The following is a 14,310-nucleotide window of genomic DNA, read 5'->3' on the forward strand; positions in this document are numbered from 1 at the left end:
GACGCTTCCGCTAAGTGACTGGCAATGAAGCCACAATGGCCGGAGGAACTGTCCGGCCGTTGTGGTTGTTCTGTTCCGGCGCCAGACCCACATAACCGTTCCGGTGGCCGTATATTCAGCCCCGGAAGTACTGACGAATCAAGGTTGCCGCGCCCTGTGTCTTGCCGGGGCGCGCGGCCGAAGGACGAGAGAAGAGATGGAAAAGGTTCCGATGACAGCGGGCGGCTTTGCCGCGCTCGGGGAAGAATTGAAGAAGCGCCAGTCCGAGGACCGTCCGCGCATCATCGAGCATATTGCGGAAGCGCGCTCGCACGGCGACCTGTCGGAGAACGCGGAATATCATGCCGCGAAGGAAGAGCAGTCCCACAATGAGGGCCGCATCGCGGAGCTCGAGGACAAGCTCGCGCGCGCCGACATCATCGATATTTCCAAGCTGTCCGGCGACACCATCAAGTTCGGCGCCACTGTGACGCTGGTCGACGAGGACACCGAGAAGAAGACGGTGTGGCAGATCGTCGGCGAGGTCGAGGCCGACGCCAAGAAGGGCCGGATCTCCATCACCTCGCCGCTCGCGCGCGCGCTGATCGGCAAGAAGAAGGGTTCGACCGTCGAGGTCAACGCCCCCGGCGGCGCCAAGGCGTATGAGATCACCAAGGTAGAGTGGCGGTAAGGATTTGCCGCCAGGCGTGATGATGTTTCGAGAAGGCCGCGCCCTGCGCGGCCTTTTTGTTTCGGGGTATTGCCGAGTGCTGTGTGCCTCTCCCCGTAAGAACGGGGAGAGGCAGAAGACCTACCTTCTTCCCTTCACGTCCAGCGGCACCGCCGCCTCGTATTTCGAGTTGTGCAACACCAACGACGTCCGCACGTTGCGGACATGCGGCGCCGCGGTCAGGTGGGTGACGAAATCCTGGAAGGTGGCCATGTCCGGAGCGACGCATTTCAGGATGAAATCGACCTCGCCCGACAGCATCCAGCATTCCCGCACCAGGGGCTCGGCGCGGACGAACTCCTCGAAGGCGCGCAAATCCGCCTCGGCCTGGCTGGACAGGTGCACCGCGGCGAACACGGTGACGTCGAAGCCGAGCTTGCGGGCGTCGAGCAGGCCGCGATAGCCGTGGATATAGCCCTCCTCCTCCAGCGCGCGGACGCGGCGGAGGCAAGGTGGCGGCGAGATGCCGACGCGCTTGGCCAGCTCGACATTCGTGATTCGACCGTCGGCCTGGACCTCGGTGAGAATTTTCAGGTCGATCTCGTCTAGGTTCCGCGACACGTGATTGGAACTCCTGGCCTTTGCGGCTGTATTGGTGGATTTGACGCAATCCTCATAGCCAGTCCGCAGCAATTGCGCAATTTTATTGCGCGTGCAGCGCAATCGACTTTTGTTCCCTGTTGGAAAAATCCGCCGACAGGGAATGCAATTCTTGCATAGCTCACCAGAAGGCTTAGATTAGCTCTGATATTTCAGCGCTTCCGCGAGGCCTCCCGGCACGTTCCGCACCCGCGCTGCAGATCCCCCGTGAAAGGCGTCCGTCAAAATGTCTGCCACTGTTCATGCAAAGGTCGTCATTATTGGCTCCGGCCCCGCCGGCTACACGGCGGCGATCTACGCCGCGCGCGCAATGCTCGAGCCGATCCTGATCCAGGGGATCCAGGCGGGCGGCCAGCTCACCATCACCACCGACGTCGAGAACTATCCGGGCTTCGCCGACGTGATCCAGGGCCCCTGGCTGATGGAGCAGATGGAGAAGCAGGCGGTCCATGTCGGCACCAAGATCGTCTCCGACCTGGTCACCAAGCTGGAGACGACGCAGCGGCCGTTCCGCCTCACCTGCGACAGCGGCGACGTCTATCTCGCCGACGCCGTCATCCTCGCCACCGGCGCGCAGGCGCGCTGGCTCGGGCTGCCGTCGGAAACGAAATTCCAGGGCGGCGGCGTGTCGGCCTGCGCCACCTGCGACGGCTTCTTCTACCGCAACAAGGAAGTCGTGGTGGTCGGCGGCGGCAATACCGCGGTCGAAGAAGCCCTGTACCTCACCAACCATGCCTCGCAGGTCACCATCGTGCATCGCCGCGATCACTTCCGCGCCGAACGCATCCTGCAGGAGCGTCTGTTCAAGCACCCGAAGATCAAGGTGGTCTGGGACTCGGCGGTCCACGAGATCTGCGGCACCGAAAACCCGAACAAGGTCACCCATGTCCGCCTCAAGAACGTCAAGACCGGCGCGCTCACGGACGTGAAGACCGACGGTGTCTTCATCGCCATCGGCCATGCGCCGGCGACCGAGCTCGTGAAGGACCAGGTCAAGCTGAAACGGTCGGGCTATGTCGAGGTCGCCCCTAACTCGACCGCCACCTCGGTGCCTGGCCTGTTCGCCGCCGGCGACGTCGCCGACGAGACCTATCGTCAGGCCGTGACGGCTGCCGGCCTCGGCTGCATGGCAGCTCTCGAAGCCGAACGTTTCCTGGCCCTGCGCGCCAGCGAGCGCGCTGCAGCGGAATAAAGATCATGCCTCGAACACGCGACGGATTTACGGATATGGATTGGGACAAGCTGAAGGTGTTTCACGCGGCGGCGGAAGCGGGCAGCTTCACGCATGCGGGCGAGCAGCTCGGCCTGTCGCAATCGGCGGTGTCCCGCCAAGTGTCGGCGCTGGAGCAGGAGCTCTCGGTCTCGCTGTTCCACCGCCACGCCCGCGGCCTGATCCTCACCGAGCAGGGCGACCTGCTGTTCCGCACCGCCCATGACGTGTTCATGCAGCTGCAGGCGGCGCGCGCCAAGCTGACCGACAGCCGCGAGCGGCCGAGCGGCGACCTCAAGATCACCACGACGCCTGGCGTCGGCATCAACTGGCTGATCCCGCGGCTCGGCGAGTTCACTGCGCTCTATCCGGAGATCCGGATCTCGCTGATCGTCACCGACGAGGAGCTCGACCTGTCGATGCGCGAGGCGGACGTCGCGATCCGCACCCGCAAGCCGACGCAGCCGGATCTCATCCAGCGCAAGCTGTTCGCGATGGGCTTCCACGCCTATTGCTCGCCGGATTACATCAAGCGCTTCGGCACGCCGCGCACGCTCGAGGAGCTCGACTCCCACCGCATCATCACGCTCTCCGACGGCAACTTCGCGCCGCATCTTCAGAACCGCAACTGGCTGGTCGAAGCCGGCCGCAACGGCTCTGGTCCGCGCGAGGCCTATTTCAGAGTGAACAACATCCTCGGCCTTGTCCGCGCCTGTCAGCAGGGCCTCGGCATCGCGGCGCTGCCGGACTATCTGATCGAGGAACAGAGCCGCCTGGTGCAGCTGTTCGGAGAATCGGATTCGATCCAGCTCGACACTTATTTCGTCTATCCCGAGGAGTTGAAGACGGTCGCGCGCGTGCAGGTGTTCCGCGACTTCGTGGTGAGCAAGGCGCAGCGCTGGCCTTCCTGATTTCCGCATGTCTGACATGCGACCTGAACGGTTGCTGCATGGCGCTTGGCAAGCCCATAATGTTTCTACGCTGAGCTTTCGCGTTGCGCATTTGTCCCCCTCCTCCAGTGGCGCGGGAGTTCAGTAATCCCTCTTGGAAGGTGATTGTGTCGGCCTCACGTGGCCAATACCTTAAGCCGGGCTCGCTTGAGCCCGGCTTTTTTTCTGTCCCATCGGGTTTCACGTTCCGCGTGTATTGACAGTTCCACGTACACCCCGCATCATTTGCGAATGATCACGAAGTCGTGCGCAATCTCGTTCAAGGCAGTCGCCTCGAAAAAAGGCCCCCATCCGGGGACCTCGGATTTTTGCGCGCGCTAACACAGCTTCGTCATCGCAAGCAAATCCCGAAACCCCGCCGCCTGGACGGGGTTTTTTCATGTGCCCTCCGTCTCAGGTTTTTTTCCCGAGAAGGAGATGGAACATGACCGGTCTACAAGATCATTTGCACGGACTCTGGCTGCCGCTGGTGACGCCGTTTCGCGACGGCGCTCTCGACGAGAGGTCGCTGCGGCGGCTGACGCGGCACTATGGCGGGCAGGCCGTCGACGGCTTCATCCTGGGGGCGACCTCAGGCGAAGGCATGACGCTGCGCGCGGCTGAGCTCGAGCGCCTCGTCGCCATCGTGCGCGACGAGATGGCGGCGGGGCGCCGCACGCTGCCGATCTGCCTCGGACTGTCGGGCGCAGACACTTCGCGGCTGAAGGAACGCCTCGACGAGACCGCGGACTGGCCGATCGACGGCTATCTGATCGCGAGCCCCTATTATGTGCGGCCCTCGCAGCGCGGGCTCCTGGCTCATTTCGAAGCTCTTGCCGATCACGCGGCGTGGCCGATCGCGCTCTACAACATCCCCTATCGCACCTCGGTCAACATCACCAACCAGACGCTGCTGCGGCTTGCCGAGCATCGGAACATCGTCGGGCTGAAGGATTGCGGCGCGAACCGGGAGCAATCCATCGCGCTCCTGCGCGACAGGCCGAAGGACTTTCGCGTGCTCACCGGCGAGGATGCGAACTACCTTGAGGCGCTCACCGACGGCGCCGACGGCGGCATCGTGCTGTCCGCCCATGTCGAGACCGCGACGTTTGCGGCCGTGTATGCCGAGGTGAAGCGAGGCAACCACGACGCGGCGCAGGCGCGCTGGCACGAGGTCGCCGAGCTGACGCGCCTGTTGTTCACCGAGCCGAGCCCGGCGCCGGCGAAGTACTGGCTGTGGCGGTGCGGCCTGATCGACAGCCCCGAAGTGCGCCTGCCGATGGTGGAAGTGAGCAGCGAGCTCGCCGCCGCGCTCGACCGCGAAATCGAGCGGCGGATGAAAGTCGCCGCGTAGCGCCTCCGCTTCCTCTCTTCACACGCACGCCGCCACCCCCTTCTCCCCGTGCGGGAGAGGGAAGGCAGAGCCGTGTCCAAACGCAACGCGTGTTCGTCACGCAGCACAACATCTCAATCCTGAAAAGAGATCGACCTATGGACATTCGTCAGTGGCGCGATGCGCTGAAGGCGGCATGGGAACGTGTTTCATATGCGAGCGAGTTATCCGACTGGCTGCGGCGCGATATCGGGTTGACCGCGGATGAGGTGAAATCGCGCGCGGACTACATCGACGAGATCAGAAGGAAATACAGCAACTGGGTTTAGCGGCGGCGCGAGTCCTTCACCCTCCCCTGGAGGGGGAGGGTCGATCGCGCGCAGCGCGAGCGGGGTGGGGTGATCTCTCCACTCGGGCACTGTTCGATGCGGGGCGACTGTCACCCCGCCCCGCTACGCATTTCGCTTCGCGCAATGCGTAGCGACCCTCCCCCTCCAGGGGAGGGTAAGAACGTGCCCCGTAGTTAACCCCGCGCGAACGCGCGCACCGCGCCGGCATGGTTAATCCGTGGTAGCACCTGTGTTCGAATGCGCCCGAAATTGCGACCCGGAATGTTAAAACATCGCGGCTATCACTGGCGCCCATAAGCGAAGAAATCGCGGGGGTGTTTTGTGAATATCCAGAATGAAGTGGCGTCGCATTACGACGCCGGACAGCAGAGCTTTACCACCGAGGACATTCTCTGGGCCGCCGGCATCTGGTCGGTGATCCTGACGCTGTCGCCGGTCATCGTGTTCTACATGCTGATGGTGGCGTAACGCGTCTCCACCGGACCAAAACGCAAAACGCGCGGACTTCCGCGCGCTTTCCGTCCGGGGAATGATTTATGAAAATTATGCCGCCTGCTTGTGCATTGCGCCGGATGCCGACGCCGTGCCGCGAATAGCCTTCACTGAACGCTCGATCGCCGCCCACAGCCTTGCGATTTCCTGGGCCGCGCGGCTCTCGGCCTGATACTCGCGCGCGCCTTCGCCGTGGCTGAGCGCCATCAGCAAATCCGAACGGTTGGTGATCTGGCCGCCCCACACCGGCGCGCGGAATTTCGCCAGCGCCTCGCGGGCGATGGTAACGATCGGGCTTTCGGACTCGTCACGGCGCGCCGGCGCACCGTTGAGCACGACCGCGTAGGGCTTGCGCGCCGCGCGGCACATCTGGATGGTTTCCTGCACCGCGTTGACGTCGAACACGCCGGGACGTGCGGGAATGACCACCATGGTCGCGTTCTTGATCGCGTCGTCGACGACGGCCGACAGATTCGGCGGCGTGTCGATCAACACCCATTCATAACCGTCGCGCTTGGCAGCAGAGACGATGCCGCTGACCGAGTTCACCGCAGCCTTGATCGGCGGCTCGTTGGTGCCACGCAGCTTGTGCCACAGCGTGAGCGAGCCCTGCGGATCCGCGTCCACGAGCATCACCTGCTTGCTCGCCTTGATCTGCGCGGCGAGATGTGCGGCCAGGGTACTCTTGCCCGAGCCGCCTTTACGCGATGCAAAAACAATTACGTTCATACCTCTGGCCTCCAGATTGACCCCAGATCACGAAAATGAATCACCGCGCTGATTCGGGAAAGAAAAATTTACCGGCAGTTGCCTCGGCGCCACGAAATAACAAGACGTGTTGGCTTTTGAGTCACACTGCTTCGCGCGACCAGGATACCAATCGCAACGAAACGCCCTTCACGCCGGCAATCCCACGCTTTTCGGCAGCAACGCGGGAAAAAACGGAATGCAACCTCGCCGCGCAAACCCTCTCGCGACTCTTTTCCGTCGAACGCGCTGGTAATTGTCGCAGGCGTCCGCACGAGGGGGCGAACAAAAGGAGTCCGGAGGCTGGCGCGCAGCTGATGCCGGCAACGCACATGCAGGGGACGTCGACGCGAAGACGCTTCGCGCTGTGCCCTGACGTGACGAGCTTCAAAGAAAGAACGCTGGTCCCCGCCGCGCTCAGCCTTCGCTGGATTTCTTCTTCTTGGCCGCCTTCTGCGAAGGCTTGGTGCTCTTCTTGGCCGTCGGCTTGCCGGCGCGGGCCTCGCCGGGCTCGGGTCCCTGGCGGAAGAACACTTTGCACTGCGGCGAGAGCTGCGATTTCTTCTGGATCATGCAGGCGGTGATGGCATCAACGTTCGGAACGAACTCGCCGCACAGCCGCATCGCGTCCGGCGAGCAGGCCTGCTGCTCCTCCTGCGTGTAGGCGAAGCCGGCGCCGGGATGGACCAGGACGGCGAGCGCAATGCCCGAGATCGCAGCAGCCAAGGATTTTTTAAATCGGAACGCCGGCATCGATCCCCCCACATGTCGAGTCAGAGGGAATAGTGGGTGAACGGGCGTTCGTTGGCAACGAGGCGAAAGCGAAAACGGCCACCTGTGCGCTCCGGGCAACAGGCCGGTCGGCCTGCCGGCTTCTCCACTGTCGTCACCCGCGAAAGCGGGTGACCCAGTATTCCAGAGACGCCCGAAGTCCCTCGAGGAGCTGCGGCGTACTGGATCCCCCGCTTCCGCGGGGGATGACGGCTGTGTGTGAGGAAAGACTACCGCTAAGCCTTTGGCAGGGCTGGCGAGATCGGGTCCGCGCGCGGCTTCAGCTTCGGTCCAACAAAAAAACGCGAAAACAACCCCATGCACAGTAGCCAGGCCACGGCGGCCATCTACGGATTTTACGAAATCGATTTGACTCGTCGGGCAAAACAGCGGCATGATGGCATGATCGAGAACGTGGGGTGGTCGTGTGATGTCCCCGTGAGATGAGGGGCGCATGGCCACAGTGTTGATCGTCGCGCCGGTGTTCGCCCTGATCGCGGCTGGCTACGCGTCGGTGCTGTTTCGCTTCGTCTCCGAGACCGCGCACAAGGGCATCTCCGAATTCGCCTTCAGCATCGCAATCCCGGCGCTGCTGTTCCGCACCATCGTCGTGTCGGAATTCCCCGATGTCAGCCCCTGGCGGATGTGGGGCGCCTATTACGGCGCGCTCGCCATCACCTGGATCGCGGCGCTGGCGATCTCGGCATGCTTGCGCGAACGGCGCGAGGACCGCGAGGACGGCGTCGTGTTCGCGATCGGCTCGGTCTACGGCAACATCGTGATGCTCGGCATTCCGCTCGTGCTCTCAGCGCTCGGCAACGAAGCCGCAGGCCCGATGTCGCTGATCCTGTCGGTGAACACGCCGCTGCTCTGGCTCTGCGGCATCCTCCAGATGGAGCTTGTCAGCCGCAAGCGGACGGGCTCGGTTCTGTCGGTCGTCCGCCCAGTGCTCGCGGATCTCGCGCGCAATCCGCTCATGCTGGGAATCGGCCTCGGCGTGGTCTGGCGTTTTACCGGCCTCGGCCTCAATCCCGTCGTCGACCGAACGATCGAGTTGCTCGCGCAGGCGGGATCGCCGGCGGCGCTGATCGCGCTCGGCATCAATCTGTTTCGGTTCGAGGTCAAAGGCGAGATGCTGAGCGTCGCCGCGATGAGCGCGCTCAAGCTGCTGGCGATGCCGGCGGTGGCGTTCGTGCTGGCAAAGCTGCTCGGTTTGCCTCCGGTCGCGGCCGGCGTGATCGTGCTGTTCGCGGCGATGCCGACCGGCGCGAACGCCTACATCTTCGCGGCGCAGTATCAACGGCTGGTGAACCCGGTGTCGGGGGCGGTGGCGCTGGGGACGCTGCTGGCGGCGGTGACGCTGCCGGTGGTGGTGGTGATCGTGGCGGGGGTGAGGTAGCCGCACGAGCAGTCACGCGGTCATCCCGGTTGATCCGTGCGAGGAGCTGACCTCCGCAAGCGCAGGATCAAACGTATCGCCAGCCAGAGCATCAGAACGACGAGCACGAAGGCGGCAACCGGCGCAGCCAGGGCAAGAAGCGATACGAGGAGTGCACCGCCCAGTTCGGCGGTCGCAACGGTTGAGTTGCCGAGGCCAGCCGTCAGGACTGTCGATTTGGCCCGCACGGCCGCGGTGACGCCATGCACGATGCCGGCCGCGCCGCCACCCGCGACGATGGCGGCCGTCCATTTCATCATCGGTGGAAGATCTGCCATGGTCGCCGCCGACAGGATGGCTCCGGCGATCACGGCGACAGGCGCGGCGATGACATCGAGCAAATTGTCCACGCCGGGAATGAAATACGCACCAACCTCCAGGAGCGAGGCCACGCCAAGCATGAGCATTGCAGCAGGTGTTCCAAGCCATGCGAAACCGTCGCCCAAAGGAAGCGAACCCGAGTAAGCGGCCACGCTGGCAACCAGCATCGGCAGGAACACCCGGAAGCCCGTCGCGGCCGCAAGACCGACACCGAGCACAATCGACAACGCGAGATCGGAGTTCGACATGAGATCTCCAACGATTGTTGCGCTCGAATTTCCTCGAAGGTTAGACGTGATGCGGCCGAGGTCATTTGGATGAGAACGGCCATCGACGCAGATCGCAACGCGCAATCAGGCTACATCGCCGAGGATGATCAAACCAAGCCAGAAATGTTGCCGCAGCCGATCACTCTGCGCATTTCTTCCGCTTCGAGTTCAAAGGCGCGCAGCATCGCAGTGATGGGCACGCTCAAGCTGTTGGCGACGCCGGCAGTCGCGTTGCGTTCGACCGGAGTCCTCTGCTGCGACGCGAACTATCATTGCTACGGGACATGGAGTCGCCAACCTTCGACAAGGATGAGCGGAACGCTAACCTTCAGTGTTCGACGAGATCACCTAGACTCGCACGTTCAAATCCTGACGAATGATCTGTTCCTCCCAGGACCGGCTTGAGCGAAGCGGGTCCAAAAAGACGACTCTGAACTCTCAGACAAGAATAGAGTGGTTTGAGAGATCGCCCGCCGACAACGTGCAGTAACTTGCCGCTACTTGCGGAGATGCGCAGGCCCAGCTTTGGATCAGCCAGAGAAAGCGCGGCTAAGCCCCCCGCAAGCTTCGCTGTAAGCACAAGGCTCGCCGCCGTATCTTGAGAGACAATGATCGTGGTGCAGCTTGATTCTTGACCCGCGTCTATGATGAACCAATCCTTTTGCCACTTGCCCTTCTCGTAGGCCTTGAGAACGCCTCTCTCTATAGCCGGCAAGTTCTTGAGTTGGCGTGCTCGTAAACCGCTTGCATGAAATACAAATGCACCTTCGGTCGAGAAATTAATCGCGACCTCGGCATTGGCAACGCCTACCAAGTCTGCCGCCGCCTTGGTTTCCACCTTTGTGCCTCTTGCCGAGGTATATTGCACGCTTTGTGCAGGACCTGGATCACTTGCTTCGCAAACAACGTCGATCTCGGCCAGTGACGAGAGCCGCCGGAAACGTCCGTCGACCATGGTGCCTACATCGCCGATATCAATCGGATCCCCCGGCAACCAAGTCGCGAAGAACCCGAGATTCGTATGCATTTCAGTTTGGTACGTCTTTACGGGGCTCGCCATTTTTCTAACTCTGCCGTTGCCTAAGATACAGAATGTCCACAACGTGCCGAACGCGGATATCGTCTCTCTTAATCGTCCGCTCCGCCGCCAGCCTTGCCGTTGCAAAGTCGAGAAGCTTGTCGCAACGATCTTGTTCAAGTTCGTCTGCCACAGGAGCGTCCGCCTCGACTGCACCTGTCGGCTCAAAGAACAACGCATCTCCAAGGCTCAACGCACGGCGGAGATCCCCGAGTTGGGAGTTGCGCCATGCGGGCTCGCTGAAGCCACGCGCCCCAACCAAAGCATGCGCAAAGCCATCACCGTCCACGATGACGATGATTGGCGCTTGGCCAGCGGCCTCGATTAAACTCGCGAAAAGGCATGCCAAGTCTAAGCAGTTTGCTGTGCGGTGAGTCTCGATCTGCAAAGGACTTCGCACGATCTGAACGCTGGGTTCTGGACCTTTTGGCTCGAGTTCAAATCCAAACCGGTGGCGACGGATTCCATCGTATATGTGCCGGCAGATTTGCATCATCGCCTCACGCCCACGCGCATTGGCAAAGGAAGCTCCATATGCACGGCGAGCGCGGTTTACCTCGTCTTGGATGAAGGCTAGATCCGGACGGACATGTGACAAGATCGCCCCACCGTCGTCGACATCCCAGAGGTTTTCAGGACGATGGCGCCAGCGCATCGTTCCAATGGCACGAGCGGCATCGGTTGCGCCTAATCCTTGGGCGATCTCGACAGGCCGCACGAGCCCCTCGCGATAGCTAGATACCTGACGCTCGAGTTCTACCAGCATCTCTCCGCGATCCCGCCAGTGAATCGTACCGGAAATGGTCGGTGCACATTGATCCGCGGTTGGAGAGTGCTGCAAGCGAATCGAAGGTATGCAATGGGCGTGCGCAAGTGCCAGCGCCAAGTGAGTGTCGGATAACCTCTCGCCAAGTAGGAATATGCAAAGCTCCGAACGCCAGATCGCTTCGAGAAGGCGGATGTCATCAAGACCTCGATCATTGAACTTGCCGATCAACGGCGTAACGCGGAAATTATGTCGCCGGAGTATCTCAACTACGTCTCGAGCCGCGTCCCTCAGCGTCCCAGTGCCCGCCGCAACCACAATTGCTTCTTTGGATAATTGCCGCTCAGGTCTCACTGTGGTTTCAAGCGCAAGCCTAAATGCTCTTATAGCCTCGTCATGTTGGCCTGCAGCCTCCGCCGGCTCATCAGCCTTGAATGAAACGGCATCCTCAGGAAATTCGAGTTGATGGTGACGAAGGACCCGTTCATCGACGAAGAGCAGGCGAGGGACACGCGCGCGACGGGCGAGGTCCAGCTCCCTACCGATGTAAGGTGAGTAACCACCTAGGTCCGCGTCGGTGGGTCGACAGGGAATGACCGAGATGAAGCCCCTCATCTCGGAGAGGTAGCGTTCAAGTTTCGCGACGCACCAGATGTCAGTCTTTTGGTCCGCTCGTAACGGGAGATCCTCGTTCGCGAACTTGTCGATGAAGTACCCGTTGACCGCAACGTCGCGGTAGCTGTGGCTAAAGTAAACTTGCATCAATAAGAAGCCCTACTTCGATATCGAGGGGCTTGAGGCCATAGAGAACAAATTCAGAGCGGCCGAATGTCTTGCCACCTTGGAATGATCGCCTTTTTCCTCTCGATTGAGGAAGACCGCAATACTGGTTGATGGGTGGCTGGTTGGCAAGGAAAGGTAGCGAAAGGAGCCAGAGGCCAAATCGACCTACTGGGCGCGGCCGAGAACCACACTGAGTTACGATGTCGGGCCGGCCAAGGGACTATTGGTACAGTTGGGTGGGTACTGCCGCCGCTCAACTTTGTCTTTGATAAACCTAGCTTTTTTGCTCGCCAAAGATCGGCTTTTGTAGCGTGTTTTTGTATTCTTGAGAAGCTCGACGTAGCCGGAGCACGAATGGCACTGAGGCTTCACGACCATCTAATAGGGAAGGCACTTGCCTGCTGTGCGCCGGCTCCCAGAGCTTCTTCTCTATTCTGGCAGCCCTGCCTGCCGTAGCGCGCTGTTCATCTTCTCGATGTATTCGGGCTGAAAGCAGAACATTCGATAATAACTGTCGGCCTCGCGAATGGTGAAATCTGGGCGCAATTTCAGCAGCTTTCCGACCTCCGCCTTGGCCTCGTCGAACCGACCGAGAAACGGCAGCGCGTACGCCTGATCGAGATGACTGAGCCAAAAACCCTCAAGGTAGGCGTGCCGGAAATCCTCAAGCGCCTGTTGATATTCGCCTTTCCACCAGTGTCGCTTTGCGGGCGCTAACCACCAAGCAAACGAGGCATTGGGACCCGCCAAGCGAATGGCCTTTTCGGCCATTGCGGTCCCGTCATCCCAGTCCCCCATGAAGGCGAGCCACATACCTCCTGAGAGGGTTCGCGCATCGTTGGAATTGAGCGCGAGGGCCTTTTCCAATTCTTGTCGGTACAGGTGGATTTGACATTTGGTACTCATCGCCAGAGCGTAGGTTCTTTGAGCGAACGCATCGTCGGGTGCAAGCTCAACGGCCCGTGTCGCGCCCCGTAAGATTTCCTCGTTCAAATACAGACGCTTATCGGTGTGTTGAATTTGGTCGGAAGGTAGACCGATCCCCATGCTTCTTTGGTTAAAAAGAACAGTGGCGCGTGCTGACCACGCGAATGCGTTATTCGGCTGTCGCTCGGTAAGTCGCTTGGAGCACTCTAACGCTTTCAGAATTGCGGATGACAATCCACGTACAGACCCGACTACCGCATGAACAATACATTCATATGGACTGAGTTCGAAGACCGGCTTGTTCTGGGATTGCGAGTAATCTGCGTTCATAATTGCGCCGGGGTAGCCACCAATCTGCACGGCGGCGGCGTCGCCAATTTCGTACGCGGACGTTTCCGTTTGCACGCCTTCGGCATTCGCATCGAAGGACTTCGACCAAATCTCTGTACCAGTGCGCAGGTCCGAAACGTGGATATTCGCGCGAGCACCGCCGCCCAATGGGTGAACCTCACCGCTCACCAGATAGTCGACTTGCGCCTTCCGGGCCGCTTTGATGGCATCATCACCTTCCTTTAGAAAGTTTGCAGCGGTTGCGCGCGGTATCACTCGCAAAGTGCTGAACCTCCCGAGGGAGGATGCAAGTTGTTGGGTTACCCTGTCGGCAAACGAACCAAGCCCCGGCGCGGCAATGGGGCTCGAAACAGGCAATACAGCTACTGAAGGCCCCTTCGAGACGATCAGACCGGTGGACGCGGCAGTCGTGGTCGTGGTCGTATCCCTGCCGACGTGGCTGTGCAAAATGTCCCATGCGTGCCAGTAGCCCGCGAGCCCGCCGACCACAGCACCAACCGCAGCAACGGACGCAATGATCGCGCCGAGTTTCCCAAGGCGAAGACGCAGGCGAGTGGAGAACGATGCGGATTTGCTATCGTTCAACTTCGGAGCGTCGTTTAGGGGCGTGTCTGCCACCGTCCACCGTTCCTCCGAACGTCAACCTTTGGAAAGTTACAACCAGGTTGCAAAGCTGTCCATATAAGGGTCTTCGTGGTAGCTGTCGGGCGCCTCGGGGTAGATGACCTTCCACACTTCGCGGGACCGGGATTGGCCTCGTGCTGCTTGACGAACCAAACGTACCAGCGCCCAGCGAGCGCTATAGCGTTAAGACGGGTGAGAGGCTGGCCTTCGCCATTCCTATGCGCACGTAATGCGGCGATACGGGTCTCAATCTCAGCTAACCACTCGCCGTGCTGTGACTTCGCAAAGGGGATTGGCGTCCCGCTCGGTATCCGAAGCTGAGCTTCCCAGCGCACCCCATACAAGCGCTCATAGTCGTCGCGCACATCGGCCGGGATACCTTTTCGAGCGATAAAGCCGCCACCCTTCGCTCGAACTAACTCAACCATCCGCAATGCCACTTGTAGCGCCTTTTGTATTTCAGGCGGCGCAAATACATCAGGCCTATCAGTAAGTTGCTGGGAAAGCGGACTTATCCGCAACGGTGGTACAGTTGGGTGGGCTCGAACCACCGACCTCCTGTTCCCACAGACAGCGCCGAAGGGTCGACACGGGTTCGCTCAACTGTCAATC

Annotated in this window: 14 protein-coding genes; 7 read left to right on the plus strand and 7 right to left on the minus strand. The window is 61.0% G+C overall.

The window, feature by feature from the left end:
• Positions 1-196: 196 nt before the first annotated feature.
• Positions 197-670 (plus strand): transcription elongation factor GreA, encoded by a 474-nt coding sequence (gene greA / locus IVB46_RS26225; RefSeq protein WP_007596674.1) that lies wholly within the window; start codon positions 197-199, stop codon positions 668-670.
• Between the two features lie 120 nt (positions 671-790).
• On the opposite strand, the gene IVB46_RS26230 is transcribed toward greA, so the two are convergent.
• A complete protein-coding gene (locus tag IVB46_RS26230; protein WP_028150670.1) occupies positions 791-1,270 on the minus strand; it encodes an Lrp/AsnC family transcriptional regulator in 480 nt (159 codons plus the stop codon).
• 265 nt (positions 1,271-1,535) lie between these two features.
• Here IVB46_RS26230 and trxB point away from each other — a divergent pair, with 265 nt between their 5' ends.
• The 5 genes from trxB to IVB46_RS26255 all read left to right on the plus strand — a co-directional run bounded on the left by trxB (position 1,536) and on the right by IVB46_RS26255 (position 5,599).
• Entirely contained in the window at positions 1,536-2,501 is a 966-nt protein-coding gene (trxB, locus tag IVB46_RS26235; protein WP_247315361.1) for a thioredoxin-disulfide reductase, read from the plus strand.
• Positions 2,502-2,506: 5 nt separating this feature from the next.
• Positions 2,507-3,430, plus strand: a complete 924-nt coding sequence (locus IVB46_RS26240) for a LysR family transcriptional regulator (RefSeq protein WP_027534296.1) — start codon at positions 2,507-2,509, stop codon at positions 3,428-3,430.
• A 463-nt stretch (positions 3,431-3,893) separates the two neighbouring features.
• Complete coding sequence (locus IVB46_RS26245) at positions 3,894-4,802, plus strand: 4-hydroxy-tetrahydrodipicolinate synthase (protein WP_247315362.1); 909 nt, start codon at positions 3,894-3,896, stop codon at positions 4,800-4,802.
• A 137-nt stretch (positions 4,803-4,939) separates the two neighbouring features.
• Positions 4,940-5,110, plus strand: coding sequence for a hypothetical protein (locus IVB46_RS26250; RefSeq protein ID WP_247315363.1), 171 nt, complete (start codon positions 4,940-4,942; stop codon positions 5,108-5,110).
• A gap of 342 nt (positions 5,111-5,452) precedes the next feature.
• Positions 5,453-5,599, plus strand: a complete 147-nt coding sequence (locus IVB46_RS26255) for a hypothetical protein (protein ID WP_014492080.1) — start codon at positions 5,453-5,455, stop codon at positions 5,597-5,599.
• A gap of 75 nt (positions 5,600-5,674) precedes the next feature.
• Here the strand turns inward: IVB46_RS26255 and IVB46_RS26260 are convergent, their stop codons facing one another.
• Both IVB46_RS26260 and IVB46_RS26265 read right to left on the minus strand, forming a co-directional pair.
• Entirely contained in the window at positions 5,675-6,352 is a 678-nt protein-coding gene (locus tag IVB46_RS26260; RefSeq protein ID WP_028150667.1) for a ParA family protein, read from the minus strand.
• 435 nt (positions 6,353-6,787) lie between these two features.
• Positions 6,788-7,123 (minus strand): hypothetical protein, encoded by a 336-nt coding sequence (locus IVB46_RS26265; RefSeq protein WP_247315366.1) that lies wholly within the window; start codon positions 7,121-7,123, stop codon positions 6,788-6,790.
• Positions 7,124-7,595: 472 nt separating this feature from the next.
• Between IVB46_RS26265 and IVB46_RS26270 the strand changes: the two genes are divergently transcribed.
• Positions 7,596-8,540, plus strand: coding sequence for an AEC family transporter (locus IVB46_RS26270; protein WP_247315369.1), 945 nt, complete (start codon positions 7,596-7,598; stop codon positions 8,538-8,540).
• A 20-nt stretch (positions 8,541-8,560) separates the two neighbouring features.
• Here the strand turns inward: IVB46_RS26270 and IVB46_RS26275 are convergent, their stop codons facing one another.
• From IVB46_RS26275 to IVB46_RS26290, 4 genes are all read right to left on the minus strand, one after another.
• On the minus strand, positions 8,561-9,253 hold the full coding sequence (locus IVB46_RS26275) for a DUF4126 domain-containing protein (protein WP_247315372.1): 693 nt from the start codon (positions 9,251-9,253) through the stop codon (positions 8,561-8,563).
• Between the two features lie 244 nt (positions 9,254-9,497).
• Positions 9,498-10,229 carry a hypothetical protein gene (locus IVB46_RS26280; RefSeq protein ID WP_247343782.1) on the minus strand — a complete coding sequence of 244 codons (732 nt, stop codon included), beginning with the start codon at positions 10,227-10,229 and terminating at the stop codon, positions 9,498-9,500.
• 4 nt (positions 10,230-10,233) lie between these two features.
• Positions 10,234-11,775 carry a hypothetical protein gene (locus tag IVB46_RS26285; RefSeq protein ID WP_247315376.1) on the minus strand — a complete coding sequence of 514 codons (1,542 nt, stop codon included), beginning with the start codon at positions 11,773-11,775 and terminating at the stop codon, positions 10,234-10,236.
• A 450-nt stretch (positions 11,776-12,225) separates the two neighbouring features.
• A complete protein-coding gene (locus tag IVB46_RS26290) occupies positions 12,226-13,692 on the minus strand; it encodes a hypothetical protein (RefSeq protein WP_144030685.1) in 1,467 nt (488 codons plus the stop codon).
• Positions 13,693-14,310: the final 618 nt, after the last annotated feature.

This window comes from Bradyrhizobium sp. 61, from assembly GCF_023073075.1.
In the GTDB taxonomy this organism is placed as follows: domain Bacteria; phylum Pseudomonadota; class Alphaproteobacteria; order Rhizobiales; family Xanthobacteraceae; genus Bradyrhizobium; species Bradyrhizobium barranii.

Coding starts and splice junctions, on each gene's coding strand:
- greA (WP_007596674.1), top strand. CDS start 197: ATGGAAAAGGTTCCGATGACAGCGGGCGGCTTTGCCGCGCTCGGGGAA.
- trxB (WP_247315361.1), top strand. CDS start 1,536: ATGTCTGCCACTGTTCATGCAAAGGTCGTCATTATTGGCTCCGGCCCC.
- IVB46_RS26240 (WP_027534296.1), top strand. CDS start 2,507: ATGCCTCGAACACGCGACGGATTTACGGATATGGATTGGGACAAGCTG.
- IVB46_RS26245 (WP_247315362.1), top strand. CDS start 3,894: ATGACCGGTCTACAAGATCATTTGCACGGACTCTGGCTGCCGCTGGTG.
- IVB46_RS26250 (WP_247315363.1), top strand. CDS start 4,940: ATGGACATTCGTCAGTGGCGCGATGCGCTGAAGGCGGCATGGGAACGT.
- IVB46_RS26260 (WP_028150667.1), bottom strand. CDS start 6,352: ATGAACGTAATTGTTTTTGCATCGCGTAAAGGCGGCTCGGGCAAGAGT.
- IVB46_RS26265 (WP_247315366.1), bottom strand. CDS start 7,123: ATGCCGGCGTTCCGATTTAAAAAATCCTTGGCTGCTGCGATCTCGGGC.
- IVB46_RS26270 (WP_247315369.1), top strand. CDS start 7,596: ATGGCCACAGTGTTGATCGTCGCGCCGGTGTTCGCCCTGATCGCGGCT.
- IVB46_RS26280 (WP_247343782.1), bottom strand. CDS start 10,229: ATGGCGAGCCCCGTAAAGACGTACCAAACTGAAATGCATACGAATCTC.
- IVB46_RS26285 (WP_247315376.1), bottom strand. CDS start 11,775: ATGCAAGTTTACTTTAGCCACAGCTACCGCGACGTTGCGGTCAACGGG.